This window comes from Bradyrhizobium sp. 2S1 (genome assembly GCF_011516625.5).
Lineage (GTDB): Bacteria > Pseudomonadota > Alphaproteobacteria > Rhizobiales > Xanthobacteraceae > Bradyrhizobium > Bradyrhizobium septentrionale.
On sequence record NZ_CP147717.1, the window covers coordinates 1,160,858 to 1,175,286 of the forward strand.

Annotated in this window: 13 protein-coding genes and 1 pseudogene; 4 read left to right on the plus strand and 10 right to left on the minus strand. The window is 61.4% G+C overall.

All coding sequences use genetic code 11. The features are described 5' to 3' along the window. Nucleotides 1-119: 119 nt before the first annotated feature. Together HAP54_RS05660 and HAP54_RS05665 are read right to left on the minus strand one after the other, a co-directional pair. Nucleotides 120-536 (minus strand): hypothetical protein, encoded by a 417-nt coding sequence (locus HAP54_RS05660; RefSeq protein ID WP_166298500.1) that lies wholly within the window; start codon nucleotides 534-536, stop codon nucleotides 120-122. A 237-nt stretch (nucleotides 537-773) separates the two neighbouring features. Further along, nucleotides 774-938, minus strand: coding sequence for a hypothetical protein (locus HAP54_RS05665; RefSeq protein ID WP_166298499.1), 165 nt, complete (start codon nucleotides 936-938; stop codon nucleotides 774-776). Between the two features lie 27 nt (nucleotides 939-965). Here HAP54_RS05665 and HAP54_RS05670 point away from each other — a divergent pair, with 27 nt between their 5' ends. Next, nucleotides 966-1,256, plus strand: a complete 291-nt coding sequence (locus tag HAP54_RS05670) for a hypothetical protein (RefSeq protein ID WP_029085208.1) — start codon at nucleotides 966-968, stop codon at nucleotides 1,254-1,256. 192 nt (nucleotides 1,257-1,448) lie between these two features. On the opposite strand, the gene tnpC is transcribed toward HAP54_RS05670, so the two are convergent. The 6 genes from tnpC to HAP54_RS05700 all read right to left on the minus strand — a co-directional run bounded on the left by tnpC (nucleotide 1,449) and on the right by HAP54_RS05700 (nucleotide 7,409). Beyond that, nucleotides 1,449-3,113 (minus strand): IS66 family transposase, encoded by a 1,665-nt coding sequence (tnpC, locus tag HAP54_RS05675; protein WP_166294112.1) that lies wholly within the window; start codon nucleotides 3,111-3,113, stop codon nucleotides 1,449-1,451. A 45-nt stretch (nucleotides 3,114-3,158) separates the two neighbouring features. Next, nucleotides 3,159-3,353 (minus strand): IS66 family insertion sequence element accessory protein TnpB, encoded by a 195-nt coding sequence (gene tnpB, locus HAP54_RS05680; protein ID WP_166294302.1) that lies wholly within the window; start codon nucleotides 3,351-3,353, stop codon nucleotides 3,159-3,161. Nucleotides 3,354-3,386: 33 nt separating this feature from the next. Further along, nucleotides 3,387-4,613 carry a group II intron reverse transcriptase/maturase gene (gene ltrA / locus HAP54_RS05685; RefSeq protein WP_166306448.1) on the minus strand — a complete coding sequence of 409 codons (1,227 nt, stop codon included), beginning with the start codon at nucleotides 4,611-4,613 and terminating at the stop codon, nucleotides 3,387-3,389. A 561-nt stretch (nucleotides 4,614-5,174) separates the two neighbouring features. After that, nucleotides 5,175-5,393 carry an IS66 family insertion sequence element accessory protein TnpB gene (gene tnpB / locus HAP54_RS05690; RefSeq protein WP_166298587.1) on the minus strand — a complete coding sequence of 73 codons (219 nt, stop codon included), beginning with the start codon at nucleotides 5,391-5,393 and terminating at the stop codon, nucleotides 5,175-5,177. Then, nucleotides 5,390-5,788, minus strand: coding sequence for an IS66-like element accessory protein TnpA (gene tnpA / locus HAP54_RS05695; RefSeq protein WP_166294114.1), 399 nt, complete (start codon nucleotides 5,786-5,788; stop codon nucleotides 5,390-5,392). Before tnpA ends, tnpB (HAP54_RS05690) begins: the two co-directional genes overlap by 4 nt. Before the next feature lie 277 nt (nucleotides 5,789-6,065). Beyond that, complete coding sequence (locus HAP54_RS05700; protein WP_166299033.1) at nucleotides 6,066-7,409, minus strand: IS1380 family transposase; 1,344 nt, start codon at nucleotides 7,407-7,409, stop codon at nucleotides 6,066-6,068. Nucleotides 7,410-7,711: 302 nt separating this feature from the next. Between HAP54_RS05700 and HAP54_RS05705 the strand changes: the two genes are divergently transcribed. Beyond that, a complete protein-coding gene (locus HAP54_RS05705) occupies nucleotides 7,712-9,094 on the plus strand; it encodes an IS110 family transposase (protein ID WP_166298319.1) in 1,383 nt (460 codons plus the stop codon). Nucleotides 9,095-9,096: 2 nt separating this feature from the next. Here the strand turns inward: HAP54_RS05705 and HAP54_RS05710 are convergent. Together HAP54_RS05710 and HAP54_RS05715 are read right to left on the minus strand one after the other, a co-directional pair. After that, a pseudogene (locus tag HAP54_RS05710) lies at nucleotides 9,097-9,357 on the minus strand (transposase); the annotation flags it as partial. A 738-nt stretch (nucleotides 9,358-10,095) separates the two neighbouring features. Then, a complete protein-coding gene (locus HAP54_RS05715) occupies nucleotides 10,096-12,879 on the minus strand; it encodes a UPF0182 family protein (protein WP_166299034.1) in 2,784 nt (927 codons plus the stop codon). 295 nt (nucleotides 12,880-13,174) lie between these two features. Here HAP54_RS05715 and HAP54_RS05720 point away from each other — a divergent pair, with 295 nt between their 5' ends. Both HAP54_RS05720 and HAP54_RS05725 read left to right on the plus strand, forming a co-directional pair. Further along, complete coding sequence (locus HAP54_RS05720; RefSeq protein ID WP_256375217.1) at nucleotides 13,175-13,309, plus strand: hypothetical protein; 135 nt, start codon at nucleotides 13,175-13,177, stop codon at nucleotides 13,307-13,309. Nucleotides 13,310-13,537: 228 nt separating this feature from the next. After that, nucleotides 13,538-14,404: a class I SAM-dependent methyltransferase gene (locus HAP54_RS05725; protein WP_224741966.1), complete on the plus strand. Its 867-nt coding sequence runs from the start codon at nucleotides 13,538-13,540 to the stop codon at nucleotides 14,402-14,404. Nucleotides 14,405-14,429: the final 25 nt, after the last annotated feature.

Here is a 14,429-nt window from a genome sequence, read left to right on the forward strand (position 1 = left end):
CACCGTCTTGAAGCCGGCGTTTCGATCGACGGGGCCGGACCAGTAGCGGAGGAAATATGCGGGTTTCGGCGCCAGGGCATGCCCGATTGATTCCGCGGCTGCGCGGGAGATGCAAATTATCAAGTAAGTGCCCATCGGCGCCGTGACGGCAGCATGTTCTCGATTTTGACAATGTCGCGCAGCAGCTGCATCTCGGTCGCGTTGAGCCACGATCGCAGCTCTCCGAACTCGAGCAGATTGTCGACGTCAGGAATGCTGCGGATCTCGGCGAGACGACCCAGCTCGAAACCATCAAGCAGCTGCGCCAGGCCCGCGCCAACAAGGCAAAGGACGGCAAAACCGCGCTCGAGCAGCTCAACGCGCTGCAGGGCAACGCCAATCCGACCGAGGCCGAGACCGCGCAGATCGGCGAGCTCGAGACCAAGGTCGACGCGCTCGAGGCCGAGGTCGCCGAGCTCGACAAGCAGATCTCGGCCGAGGAAAAGAAGCTGCGCGCGGGCCGTCGCGAAAGAGGCGGCTGTCCTGGCGAAGGTCAAGGGCTATCAGCCGGCGGAGATCGTCGGGGAGATCCGCCAGGGCGACCGGCACGTCATCCTGTTGAATGATCCCTCGGCGCCGGTGCCGGCCGGCAAGGTTGCCTTGTCGACCATGCTGCCGCTGACGGATCGCGATTTGATGCCAGGGAACGGGCTTAGCAGCTCTACCGTTCAAAACGCTGATCCCTGATGCGGTCCCCGAGCGTGGCGCAGATAAACGCGATCGACCGCAAACTGTCATCGAAGGCGCCGCGCCTGGCCGCGATGCCGCCGGCCGAATTCGAGGCCGCGCTCGATCGTCACCAGGAGGAAATGCGCGCCGGCGTCGGCCGCGATCGCCGGCGCCGAGGTCAACATCATGGGCGTCGACGACGCGACCAGGCGAATCCGGGGGCAGATCATCGCATTCGAGCTGCAGGTCCGCGGCTAATGGGCAAGGTGTTCGACGGGGCTGATTATGAGCGCAAGCTCGACGCCGCGCGCAATGGGATCTCGACCAGTGAGGAGGCCCGTTTCGTCATCACGGGCGACCTGGCCGGCCTCAACGCGCGGAAGGCGTTCCAGGAAGCAAAAGAGCGCGCGCTGATGAAGGCGCGCAAAAAGATGCTCGACCGGATCGAGCAAGAGCAGGCGGACCACGCGCTCAACGATTGGATTCCGACAGAGGTCGAGGAGATCGTGACCGGGCCGAATGATGAGATCGTCTCGGTCGATGGCTGATGCGCATCGTTTTCCGCTATCTGGCGATGCAGGACATCGTCGATTTCGCGCTCGAGACGTTGCGAGAGCGATCGCCGGTCGGGCTCGGTCGGAGATCCGCATCCCGGTCTCTACCGTACGCATACGACGAAGGCCGCCTGATTGACGCATGCGCGTGGGCGTGGCGATCTGTAAGATAGCGTTGGGTGAAGGTCAGGCGGCCTGCTGATCGGTGGGGTTGTTGGCTTGCCGCAGGAGCTTCCATTCCCAGGGCAGCAGTTCGCGCAGACGCGAAGTGGGAAGATCGGCGATCCGGGCGAGGACGTCGGCGAGCCAGGCTTTGGGATCGACGTTGTTCAGGCGGCAGGTCGTGATCATCGTCAGCATGATGGCAGCGCGGTCGGCGCCGCGCAGGCTGCCGGCGAAGGTCCAGTTGCGCCTGCCCAACGCGATGCCGCGCAACGCTCTTTCAGCGGCATTATTGCTGAGGCAGATCCTGCCATCATCGAGGAAGCGGGAGAAGTCGTCCCAGCGCCTGAGCATGTAGTTCATGGGCTTCAGGACCTCGGAGGAGCGCGACAGGGCTTCTCGCTCGCGGAGCAGCCAGTCGTGCAAGTCATCGAGAAGCGGCTTGCTCCTCTCCTGGCGTACGGCACGCCGCTCGTCGGCATTGCGGCCGTTGATGGCGCGCTCGATCTCGAACAGAGCGTCAAGACGCCTGACCGCCTCCAGCGCGATCGGGGAGACCGGTTTGCCCTTGCGGCCTTCCCTGGCCGTTTTCTCGATGTCGGCCAGCTCGAAGAATCCCCGCCGCGCATGGGCCAGGCAAAATGCGGGCGTGATCGGCATCGCTTTTCTTTTCGGATCGAACAACGGCTCGAAGCCGCTATAGCAATCCGCCTGCAAGATACCGGCGAAGGCGGCCAGATGCTTCTGGGGATGTTCGCCCCGTCGGTCGCTCGAGGCGTAATAGACCGCCGCCGGCGGCGCAGGCCCGGCGAACGGCTGGTCATCCCGCACATACGTCCAGATCCGCCCAGTCGTGCACTTGCCCTTCGCCAGGATGCGGATGGTGGTGTCGTCGCCATGTAGGCGCTCGGCCGCGAGCACATGGTGCTCGATCAGCTGGAACAGCGGCATAACGGCGAAGGTTCCGTGGCCGACCTGGTCGGCCAGCGTCGACAGCGGCAGATCGATCCTCTCGGCCTTAAAGCGCACGCTCTGACGGTTGAGCGGGATATGCATGCCGAACTTGTCGAACAGGATTGTCGCCAGCAGTTGCGGACCGATGAAGCCACGCGGTGTGGCATGGAACGGCGCGGGCGGCTGGCTGATCTTCTCACAATCGCGGCAGGTGAACTTTTCCCGCACCGTCTCGATCAGCTTGAACCGGCGCGGGATCTCCTCCAACGTCTCGGTCACATCCTCGCCCAGCTTCGCCAGGCGCGATCCGCCGCAGCAGGCGCAGCTCGTTGGCGCCTCAATGACGACCCGCTCGCGTTCGATGTCGTCCGGCCAAGGCTTGCGCACCGGCCGCTTGCGCGTGAAGGCCCGAACGTTCTGTACCTTTGCAGCCGCGGCACGCGCGGCGAGCTCATCCTCACTCGCCATGGTGATGAGTTCTTCGAGCTCCAATTCCAATTGCTCGATCAGCCGCGCCGTGCGCTCGGACCGCGGCCCGTACAGTTCGCGTTTGAGCTTCTCGATCCGCAGTTCGAGATGTGCGATCAACGCTTCGTTGTCCGACAGCTCCGCCCGCGCGCTGGCGGCATCCGCGACTGCGATATCGCGCTCAACTTGCAACGCCTTGCGCTCGGCCAGCAGCGCCATGTAGGCGCTCGCAAGATCCGCAGGAAGATCGTCTGGCTTCGAGCTCATGAAGCCATTGAATCAGATCGAGCAGCAGATTCAAACCCAAAACGGTTATCCGACCCGCGTCGGACGCTGGGTTTCTTGCGGGGTGCGCCAATCGATTCCGGACAACAGATAACTCAACTGCGCCGGCGAGATCGTTACCGTTTCACCGCCAACCGATGGCCAGATGAACCTGCCTCTCTCGAGTCTTTTGGTGAACAAGCAGGCGCCCTGGCCATGGTGAGTCGGCCCCGGGGGTTGCACCCGGAGCCGCTCTCCGAACCGTACGTGACGCTCTCACGTCATACGGCTCTCAACAAGTAACGAGGCAGAACTCAACATCGCCCAATGAGCGAACAGCTTCGGCCTGCGGCAGCGGATCAATCTGAGCCAGGTGGAGGCTCTGACTTTTCCATTCTTCAGCCCTTTGTATTTGCGTCGCGCCCAGCGGTTAAGAGATTCGTCGACATATCGATACAGGTTGTGCATTTCTGACCGCCCATATCTGCCGTAGTACTGCCTCCATCCACGAAGGACGGGGTTCAGTTCCAAGGCAATTGCGTCGACTTCCGTCTGCGAGCGAAGCCTGAGGCGGAGCTGCCGGATCGTCATACGCATAGACGTCATCGCCGCCCTGCTGACCGCTGGCGAGAACGTACAGAAGTTTTCTTTCTTCTGATGGTTTCTTGCCCTGCGCGGTCGAAAGGTAAATCCCAGAAAGTCAAATGACTGACTGGCATGGCTACCCGGGCGATTGCTGTCTTTGCAGTAGACGATCTTGGTCTTGTCGGGATGCATTTCGAGTTCGCATTCCTTAAACCTTGCTTGCAGCGCCGCCTTGATGGCTTCCGCTTCAGCCTTGGTTCGGCAATGAACGAGCCCGTCGTCCGCGTATCGACACCACGGCGACTGCGGGAAGTTCCGCGCCATCCATGTATCGAACGCATAATGCAAGAACAAATTGGCAAGGACGGGACTGATCACGCCGCCTTGGGGTGTGCCCCGGTCGCGAGCGGTGATCGCTCCGTCTCTGTCTTGCATCGGCGCTGTTAGCCAGCGTTCGATGTAGAGCAGAGCCCATTCGTCTTGCACATGCTTCCTGACGGCCTTCATAAGCAACTTGTGGCTGATATTGTCGAACAGGCCTTTGATGTCGAACTCCAGCACCCAGTCCATCCTCCAGCACCGTTGCCGGGTGACGCCGACGGCGTCCAGCGCGGATTTTCCGGGCCGGTAGCCGTAGGAATCGGGAAGGAAGATTTCCTCGAGTGCTTGTTCAATCTGCAGCTTGACGACCGTTTGCGCCACGCGATCTGCTACTGTCGGCACACCTAGAATGCGTTGCCCGCCGTTCTTCTTGGGAATGGAGACAGCCCGAACGGCAGGTGGAAAGTAGCTGCCAGAAGACATTCGATTCCAGACCTTGTAAAGGTTGCCCTTCAAGTCCTTCTCAAAAGCTTCGAGCGACACCTTATCCACGCCGGCCGAGCCCGCATTGGCTTTGACCAATCGGTAGGCCTTCATCACTGTCTGCTTGTCGATATCGTACTGCTTACGTCCGGTTACACTCACATGTCCTCCTGCTCATCACAGTTGCATATGGGAGCAACCCACTTGTTTCGGCCCCTTCGCTCCAGTCCCATTACAGCACCTTCATCACTACTACGAGCCGATCCGCCCCAGTGTTGTGCTTCGGTACTCTCGTCTCGCGGTGTGCGCCGCTTGAACTTCTCCCTTGGCATCACAACGACTGGTTCCTGCAGTTCTCTACAAGAGCCTGTATCCAGATCGCGTCCCCTAAACGCCGGTCGCCATCCGCGCAGTAATCCAGGCGCCTCACGGATTGATCTCAGGGATGGCACGCGCCCCTGATTTTGGCGACGCCTTAGTAATTTTCGACGCGTCATCGGAAGATTCGCTTTCGCTCGCCTTCTGGATACTTACCTGCCCCGTACACCCGGGACTTTTGCAACACTTGCTCATGACCGCGCCTTTTAAGCGAAGCCACAGTGTCGTGGTTTTGCATCTGCGCCTGAAACGCCGATGCAGGAGGGCCATCCTCCATCTCTCATAAAGCTGTACGCATTAAATTCGGTTATTCACCTCCTTCATGCTCTGCAGCACACCGTGCCAGATCAGCTTCACAAGATCGCTGCGGCGACCGCGGAAGACAAACAAATGACCGCTGAGCGGGTCTTTGTGCAGCACCTCCTGCACTTGGAGCGCCAACGACGGAAAGCCTCGGCGCATGTCCGTGTAGCCTGTCGCGAGCCACACTCGCGCGCCCGTCGGAACCGGGATCATCGGCGGACCAAAGCATCGAGAACGCGACGTAGCGCATCTCCATCAACGTCGCCATCGACCCGGATGCGGTGCCCGCTACCAAGATCAATCTCGATGATGCCCTGGCTCTTGCGTCGACGCGCCGTTGGCGTCAACGCCGCTTCGGCCACCTCCCGCGGTAGCGCAGACGGCCCAATCTCGACCGGAACAAACGGCGCTATGCTCGCTTCGCCGTGCCTGCAAAGCTCCTTACGCCACCTGAACAGCTGGCTCACATGAAGCCCGGCCACGCGAGCCACCTCGGAAACATTGGCGCCGGGCTCGAGCGACGCTGCGACGAGCCGTTCCTTCTCATCCTGCGACCACCGGCGCCGCCGCTCGACCGTTGTGATCACCTCCGCCCTCGAAATCGTCATAGCGCTTCTCCTAGGATTACCCCTAGGACCTGCAGCGCTCGCGCCCATCAAACAAGGCGGCCCTTAGCGGAGGAATACTCTCTACCGGGATAGCCACACGGTTTTTCTAACCCGTCCTATTCGTGAGAGTGCGTTTTTTAGTCCGCTTGATGTGGCCGCACATCTGCTCTGACGAGGCGCGCGGGATTGCCTTCGGCTTTTCACCGCCTGACCGACCCGTACTTTGCAACGCGCTTGAGGTGTAGGTTGGGCGAACGGGGGGCGGACGCCCCGCCGGTCAAGGACCGAGCGGCAGCAGCGCGCCTGGCAAGCCGCGGATCAGGTCGGCTTCGGGACATGCCGCGGCAAACGCAAGGCGAATGCGGCTCGTGGTCTCGAGCACACGGGCAGCGAGTTTCAAGAGACGAAGACGCAGCGTCGCGAACTCGGCTGTGGCCAATTCCCGGGCTTTGGGAATCGCGTCGCGCACGGTCAGCATCAGCCAATAAGCGGCGGTGTGGAGAACGAGGCGGACTTGATTGGCGAGCGCCGAACGGCAGCTGGTGCGATCGGAGGCGAGCTGTGTCTTATGCAGCTTGATCAGATTCTCGGCTTGGCCGCGCGCGCAATACAGGCTGTCGTAGATCCACTCGGCCGAGCCGACATCGAGGCTGGTGACGACGAAACGGATGTCGAGGCCGAGCATCGTCGCCTCAATACGGGCGACGGTACGCCGTTCGCGATCCCAGGACTTGGCCTTGTGGCGCGTCTCGGTATAGCCACGCAGAACCGGCAGGTTCTCGATGGCGCGTCGCGTGCGGATGTCGTCGGCGGCCTCGTCGAGTTTTCTGGCGAGCGGCTTGGTGCCGGACAGACCGAAGATGTAGTCGATGCCGTTGGTCTCGCACCACGCCATGGCCTCCGGCCGGGCATAGTGCCCGTCGCCACGGAACGTAATTCGCGTGTTGTGCCACCGCGTCCGGATATGCCGTATCAGGCGGCGCAGATGGGCACGCACCTCGACGCCGCCCGGCGTCTTGCCGGGCCGCAACACGACCGCCACGGGCCGGCTCTTCTCCGTGTCGTAGACGTGGATCGGCAGGAAGCAGCGTTCGTCATAATGAGCGTTGAACAGCGAGAGCTGCTGATGGCCGTGGACGACATCGCAGGTATCATCGATGTCAAGCGTGACGGATGCCGGCTCGCGCGGGTAGCTATCCATCCATGCGTCGACCAAAGTGTAGGTCAGTCGGATCACGTCGCGCAGGCGCGGAGCATTCTCCAGCCGCGACAGCGTCGGTTGGGAACACAGATCGCGACCCGTGTCCGGCAGCCGTCCGCAGGCCAGCTTGAATGCGGGATCGGACCGCAGATGATCGAGGTCGTCGGCGTCCTCGTAGCCGCAGCAGATCGCGAACATGCGCGCGCGGAACATATCGACAAGGCTGTGCACGACCCGCGTCGGATCGCGCCGATCCGGGAACACCCGGGCCAAATTGTCGGCCAAGCCGAGACGCCGCTCGGCCAGCGCCAGAAGCATCACGCCCCCGTTCGAGGTCAGCCGACCGCCATCGAAGGCAGCTGTGACTTTCTTGGCGTGAACGGCTGGAAACGAGAAGGGCAGAATCGTATCATCGGTCATGGCGGGCCTGGCGTTCGCGGTTGAGGTGATGGGGTTGGCTTTGCAACCGAATCCTACGCCGCATCAGCGCTTTACACCACGCTCGCCAGCCTCTCAGGCGCACTCTGACGAATAAGACGGGCTAGATTGCCGACCGGGAGGGAGCGGCCGATACGATTTTGGTGGCACGTGACCCCGTTAAAAAACCTGGTCCATGGGTTGTCGCGCACTTGAGAGTGGTGACGCCATCCGGCGATCCCGTTTAGGAATCTGACGTATAGCGCAGCCCAGCCCTTCCGCCGCCGTCAGCAGGAGGATTAGAGATGAACCCCAAAAGATCGAAGTCGAGGAACGGAGGTAAGATGCAGATGGTGCACCCGGACGCGGCTGCCATCGACGTCGGAGCGACTATGCACATGGCTGCCGTGAGGGCAGATCGCGCACCGGAGCCAGTCCGCAGCTTCGGTACCTTCACGGCTGATCTGCATCGGCTAGTCGACTGGTTTACTGAATGCGGCGTCGAGACTGTCGTCATGGAATCGACCAGCGTCTACTGGATTCCGATCTTCGAGCTTCTCGATGCCCGGGGATTTAACGTGTTTCTTGTCAACGCGCGCGATGCCAAGCACGTGCCGGGGCGCAAGACCGATGTCAGCGATGCGCAATGGCTGCAGCGGCTCCATTCATTCGGGTTGCTGCGGGCCAGCTTTCGGCCCAAAGGGCAGATTGCCGAGCTGCGAGCCTACGTGCGTCAGCGCGAGCGTCTGCTGGAGTACGCGGCCTCACACATCCAGCATATGCAGAAGGCCTTGACGGAGATGAATCTTCAGCTGCACCACGTCGTCACCGACATCACCGGCGTGACCGGCCTGCGTATCATACGGGCGATCCTTGCCGGCGAGCGCGATCCTGAGGCGCTGGCGTGCTTGCGCCATTATAGTTGCCGCTCCAGCGCCGAGACGATCGCGAAGGCGCTCACCGGAAGCTACCGCGCCGAGCATCTGTTTGCGCTCGAGCAGGCACTTGCGCTTTACGACGCCTACCACGAGAAGGCATCTGCCTGCGACGCCCGAATTGAAGCCGTGTTGAAGGAACTGAGCTTCCATCGGGGGCATGGCCACGGATCAGCGCCGCGGGTCTCGCGGCGTCGGAATCGAACCGATCAGGCGAACGCTCCAGCTTTCGATGTCCGCGAGGCGCTGTTCGCGTTGCTCGGAAAGGACCTCACCGCGATCGACGGCCTCGGTCCTTACCTCTCGCTGAAGCTGATCGCTGAATGCGGCGACGACCTCTCCTCGTGGCCAAGTGCAAAGCATTTTACCTCCTGGCTGGGACTGGCGCCGAGCAACAAGGTCTCCGGCGGCAAAATGCTCTCGTCCCGAACGCGCCGATCCGGCGGCCGAGCGGCGGCACTTCTGCGCCTTGCTGCCGTGACCGTGGGTCGTACAGACACTGCGCTCGGCGCCTTTTATAGACGGCTCTCAGCGCGCATCGGCAAGGCCAAGGCCGTGACCGCCACGGCCCGGAAGATCGCAGTTCTGTTCTACAATGCTGTGCGATACGGAATGGACTATGTCGATCCCGGGGCCTCGTCCTACGAGACGCGTTACCGGACGCGAGTGGTCAACAATTTGCATCGGCGTGCCAAGGCATTCGGCTTTGTTCTCCATCCCTTGGAGCCGAAAGTAGATGCTGCCGTTTCTTAGGAATCGTTCTCCAGCGTCAGTTCGCCGATCTTGGCGTGCAGCGACTTCACGTCGATGGCTGCTTGCTCCGCTCCGGAGCCGCCGCCGGGACCGAACGCATCGGCGGCCTTGCTTTCAAGCTGAGCCTTCCACGCCGTGATCTGATTGGGGTGGACGTCGAACTGCTCGGCAAGCTGAGCCAGCGTTCGATCGCCCTTCACGGCGGCGAGCGCCACCTTCGCCTTGAAGGCCGGTGTGTGGTTCCGGCGTGTTCTTCTGCTCATTGTCGCTCCTGATTCGCAGGCACAGCGTGCCCGCTGTCAGCCAGAAACTCCACTTATCGCCCTGTGCAGAATTCCGGGGCCGGCTCTGTGAGCGCACCACTACTAGTCGCCGACGTCCGATCGTTGTCGTGACGATACGCCCAGCTCCTATCAACTCGTAAAGCTTCGTGCGTCCCAAGCCGGTAACTTCGCATGCATCGTCAATCGTGCAGGTGAGCCGCTGGGCGAATGGCCACCGTGCTCAATTCTGCGGCTTTCGGAGCGGATAGACTGACGTGTGACTGTTGTCCGCCAGTTTTCTCTCGTCGATAGTATCTCACGTGGCCCTCCTGTTCGCATAAAGCTCGACAGGACAAGGGTCGATTGTGCGACGAGCAACGTCAATGCGAGCATCCGAGGGCGCTCGCGTACGGCAGCGCACGCTAGCGGCGGTTTGAGTATTTCCGGACACCAAGGGCGACGACGAAATTTTTCGCGAATGCGCCAGTCACAGTGAGGCATCGCGCCGGGGCTAGTCTGCGAATGTCGGCAGCAAATTCCCCAAGCGTTCGCCGCTGTTCACCAGCGTCTTATTCAACCATTATTCAACGAACGCGGCTGATGGCCAACTAAGTGCCTGAGTTTGCTGGCGCGCCACCCAGAACAAAACTGCGAACTCTTATGTGATTGAAATTGCAATGTAATTTTTAACAATACCCGGTTGAGGCGCGCGTCCGCGCTCACAATTTCCCAGGGCCATTAGTGGCCGGCGGAGCGTCGGTTCATTTCCTCCAGGGGCTCGCGCAGGGCATCGAACTGCGTGCCGAACCCTTTCCAGTCTCCGGCCTTCAATCGCTCTACCGCCTGGTTGTAACGATCGAGCGCCTGCTGCGCCGGGCTCGCCGCCCCGCCCGCACGGGACACCGTTTCCGTTGCGTTTGAATCCTCCGGCACCGCACCGGGCTCTGCGAACAACGCGGCCAGGGCATCAGCGAGCGTCTCCTTCATCACGACATGCTCACCGTAGGCTGCGATCACGCGCTTCAGCTCCGGCAGATGTCCGTGCTCCGCTCGCAAATAGAGTGGCGATACATAAAGGATCGAGTTGTCGATCGGGATCACAAGCAAATTCGCGCCGCGGATCACCCGCGAGCCCATCTGGTTCCATAGCGTGAGCTGTTGCGAGATCTCGGTAGTCTGATTGATCCGCGCCTCGATCTGGAACGGCCCGTAGACGAGCTTTTCCTTGGGGAATTCATAGACGATCAGCTTGCCGTAGTCGGGCGCGTCGCAGCGCGCGGCGAGCCACGCGATCATGTTGTCGCGGCGGCTCGGCACCATGGGAAGCATCAGGAAAAACTCGGCCTGCGGCTCGCCGGGCAGCCGCATGATGATGTAATAGGGGGTCATCACCGAGGTGCCGTCGCCGCCCGGCTGTCGCGGAAACTGCCAGAAGTCCTCGCGGTTGTAGAAAATTTCGGCCTGCTCCATGTGGTAGGTCTGATACAGCCGCGCCTGAATCAGGAACAGATCCTCCGGATAGCGAATGTGCGTCTGCAAATCCGCCGGCATGGTCGTGAACGGCTTGAACAGGCTCGGAAAGATACGCTGGTAGGTCGCTGCAATGGGGTCGCGTGGGTCGATCAGATAAAAATCGACCGTCCCGTTATAGGCATCGACAACAATTTTCACCGAATTCCTGATGTAGTTGAGATCGAGCTCCGGCACGGGCTGCGCGGAGGGGAAATAGGAGCTCGTGGTGTAGGCATCCTGCATCCAGAACATCCGCCCGTTGCTGATGACCAGATAGGGATCATGATCGAGCCTGAGAAATGGAGCGATCGTGCGCACCCGTTCTGTAATATTGCGCCGGATCATGATCCGGCTGTCGGCCGTGATGTAGCTTGAAAGGACCAGGTTCGCGTCGTTGAAGTAGTAGGCGAACAGCGTTCTCCATCCCAATGCTCCAATCGGCATACCGCCAATGCCGTCATAGGCCGCGTAGGCGTTGTCTTTCCCCTTCGGGTAATCGAACTCCGGGATGCTGGCCTTGACGATGACGTAGTCGTCGCTCTCTTCGCCGAAATAGATGCGCGGTTCGTCGATCTTGGGACCGCCGTCGGCAACGGGCGGAATATCGCGCAAATAGAAGAACGGCAGTCCTTCTGTGCTCTTGCGGGTGACTGGGCTCATCACCGCGCCGTTGCCGTGCGTAAACAGCACGTGGCGGTTGACCCAGGTCTGGGCGTTCGCCGGCAGCAGGGAGGCCCGCAGTTCGCGAGCCGAAAGCATCACGCTCTGGTACGAGCCGTCGAGCCAATAGCGATCGACGTCAAGATCGTGGAATTTGTAGTAGGTACGGATCTCCTGCAGCTGCGCGTAGGTATTCGACAGCGGCAGCCAGTCCCAGAGCCGGATATTGTCGATGGTCGCCTTGTTCGCTTCCAGGGTCTTGAAGGTCAGCCTCTGTTCGGCGGCAAACGGCTTGGCTGCGATCCGGTCGAGATTGTAGGCCTGCCTCGTGAGCGCGATGTTGCGTTCGATGTAGGGCTTCTCCAGCTCCAACTCCGTCGGTTTGACGACGAAGTGCCGGAACAGCGAAGGGACGAGGCTCGACAGCACGACAGAGCCGGCGCCGACGAGGATGAACCCGGCGGCAAGAAGCCGGTAGGTGCACGCCCACAAATTGGCCCATGCGATGAACGCCGCGATGATCGAAAGCCCGATCATCAGCCACAGAGCCGGCAGCCCCAGATGGACATCGGTGTAGCTCGCCCCGACCACGACACCATTGTCGCCGTAGAGCAGCAGATAGCGGTCGAGCCCATAGGACCAGGCCTTCACCGCGAACAGAAGGCCAACCAGCGCCGAACCATGCGCGATCACCGTCGGCGAGATTGATCGGTTGTGGACGTCGTACTCGATGTCGCCGCGCGCCCAGTAGATCGCTCCGGCAAACACCGCGCTCAGGACGATTGCGAGCAGCATCCAGTTCTTGATCGCGATATAGGCGGGTAGCGAAAAGAGATAGAAGCCGATGTCCCCGTTGTAGAGCGGATCCTCCTCGCCATAGGGCACCTGGTAGAGAAATTGCAGGAACATGCCCCAATTGCCGGCTTCGCCTGCGGCAACCAGCACGCCGAGCAAACCCGCGCCGAGAACGATAAAGCGAGGCCGGGTTAATCGATCGCACAGTATTGCGGACGGATCGGGCGGCGGCGTAATACCCGCCACCTTCCACGGGTCGACTGCGATCTGTAGCGGCTGCTGCATGGCAAACCGCGCCGCCAACACTCCGTTCAACCAGAGGACGACGGTGGTCGCCGTCAAGACGGCAAAAAACACGGTTGCCTTGGCGCCGATCGCCGTCAAGAAAACCTGCAAGTAGCCAATCGAGGAAAACCACAGCCAATCGACCAGGAAATTGCTCGCGAGCGAGAGCAGGATCAGGCCAATCGTGATGACGACGGCCGCAACGATCAGCCTGACCACGCCACTTTGCCGTGGTGCCTTCCGGCCGGGTCCGGTAATCCCGATCGTCATGGCTTGATCATAGCGGAAATGAGGGGCGCTCGCCGCTTGATTCGTGGTCGGATTGCCCCGCCAAGGCGGGCGACGCGGGTGCTTGAAGCTCCGTCGCCGGGATAGCGAACGAGCACAGGGCGGCAAACTCTGCTGATGCAGACCGGCGCGATCAATCAGTTGTCGAGCAGGATGGCTCCCGAACGGAGTCGCATCGTACAATATCGTGGAACAGCGCGGACTTGGCGCGGGAAGCCAGAACAAAGCCGAAAACTCTTATGTAATTGAGATTGCTGTATAATTTTAGAAGCATTAAGTGCGGGTGGAAGCCGGCAGCACTCCGTGCCCTCCTATCGAATACGTCATGAAGACGCTGGAGCTCACGGACGAGCAGCCCGCCAGCATCCTGGGCGACAACGCGCCCAAGCAGCTCAAGATCAGCCTCAGCTGACGTTGCGCCAGCGTGACGACGCTAGCGCCCGGTAGCTTCGGCGTCGTCCCCTCGGACGACCGCCGTTTCACCGCGCTGCACCAGCGAGAGTGTGGACCATCCTCGATCTATTTCGCAGCGGCCAGCCAGGCAGCCTGCGACCCCGTGGCGGTTCGCCGAGCGGAACAGTTCGGCGTTGAAGGCGTTTTTTCGCACTGAAGAAGCGCCATTGGAGGGACGCATGTGCTGATGCGAAACGACCGAGCTGCGCCGACGCTTGAGTGTCCCGCGTGCAGCCGGGCGACGCCGCATCGGTTGCTTTACACCAAGAACGGTTGCGACATCTTTCAATGTCGTGACTGCGGACTGGGACGCACCGAGGCATCGAGCTTCGATCCCCTCGCCTATTACGACGATGGCTACTTTTCCGGCCGTCAGTCCGACGGCTACGCCGACTATCACGGCGCCGAGCCCGTGTTACGGCACGAGTTCGCCCGCTCGGTCGAATTCATCCAGCGCCGCAAGCCAGAGGGCCGCCTGCTCGAGATCGGTTGCGCCTACGGCTTCTTTCTCGATGAAGCCCGCCGCGCCGGATTTGAGGTGAGCGGCATCGAGCCGGTGGAGGCGGCTGCCGCCCACGCTGGCGATCTCGGCTTGAACGTCGTCTGCGGCCTGCTGAGCGAAGCGACTCTCAAGTCGCTTGGCACCCTGGATGTCATCGTCCTCCTCGACGTCATCGAGCATCTGCCCGACCCGCAGGAAGCCCTCGCGCTGTTCGCGAACCATCTCCGGTCAGACGGAATCATCGTGCTGACGACCGGAGACTTCGGTTCCTTGGCGGCGCGGTCGACCGGCGCGCACTGGCGCCTGATGACGCCTCCGCAGCACCTGTGGTTCTTCAACCGCGACAGCATCGCGTCTCTGGCCCATTCGGTCGGCCTTCGCGTCGAGAGTTCCGATCACCCCTGGAAATTCGTGCCGCTCTCGCTGATCGCCTTCCAGGTCGGTCGCATGCTCGGCCGCAAGATCGCGGCCGGCCCGACCGGCAACCGGTTCGCCATTCCGGTGAACTTGTTCGACGCGATGCGCGTGGTCTTGAGCAAGGCGTCGCCATGATACGAGCCTCCCACGGGTTGTTCTT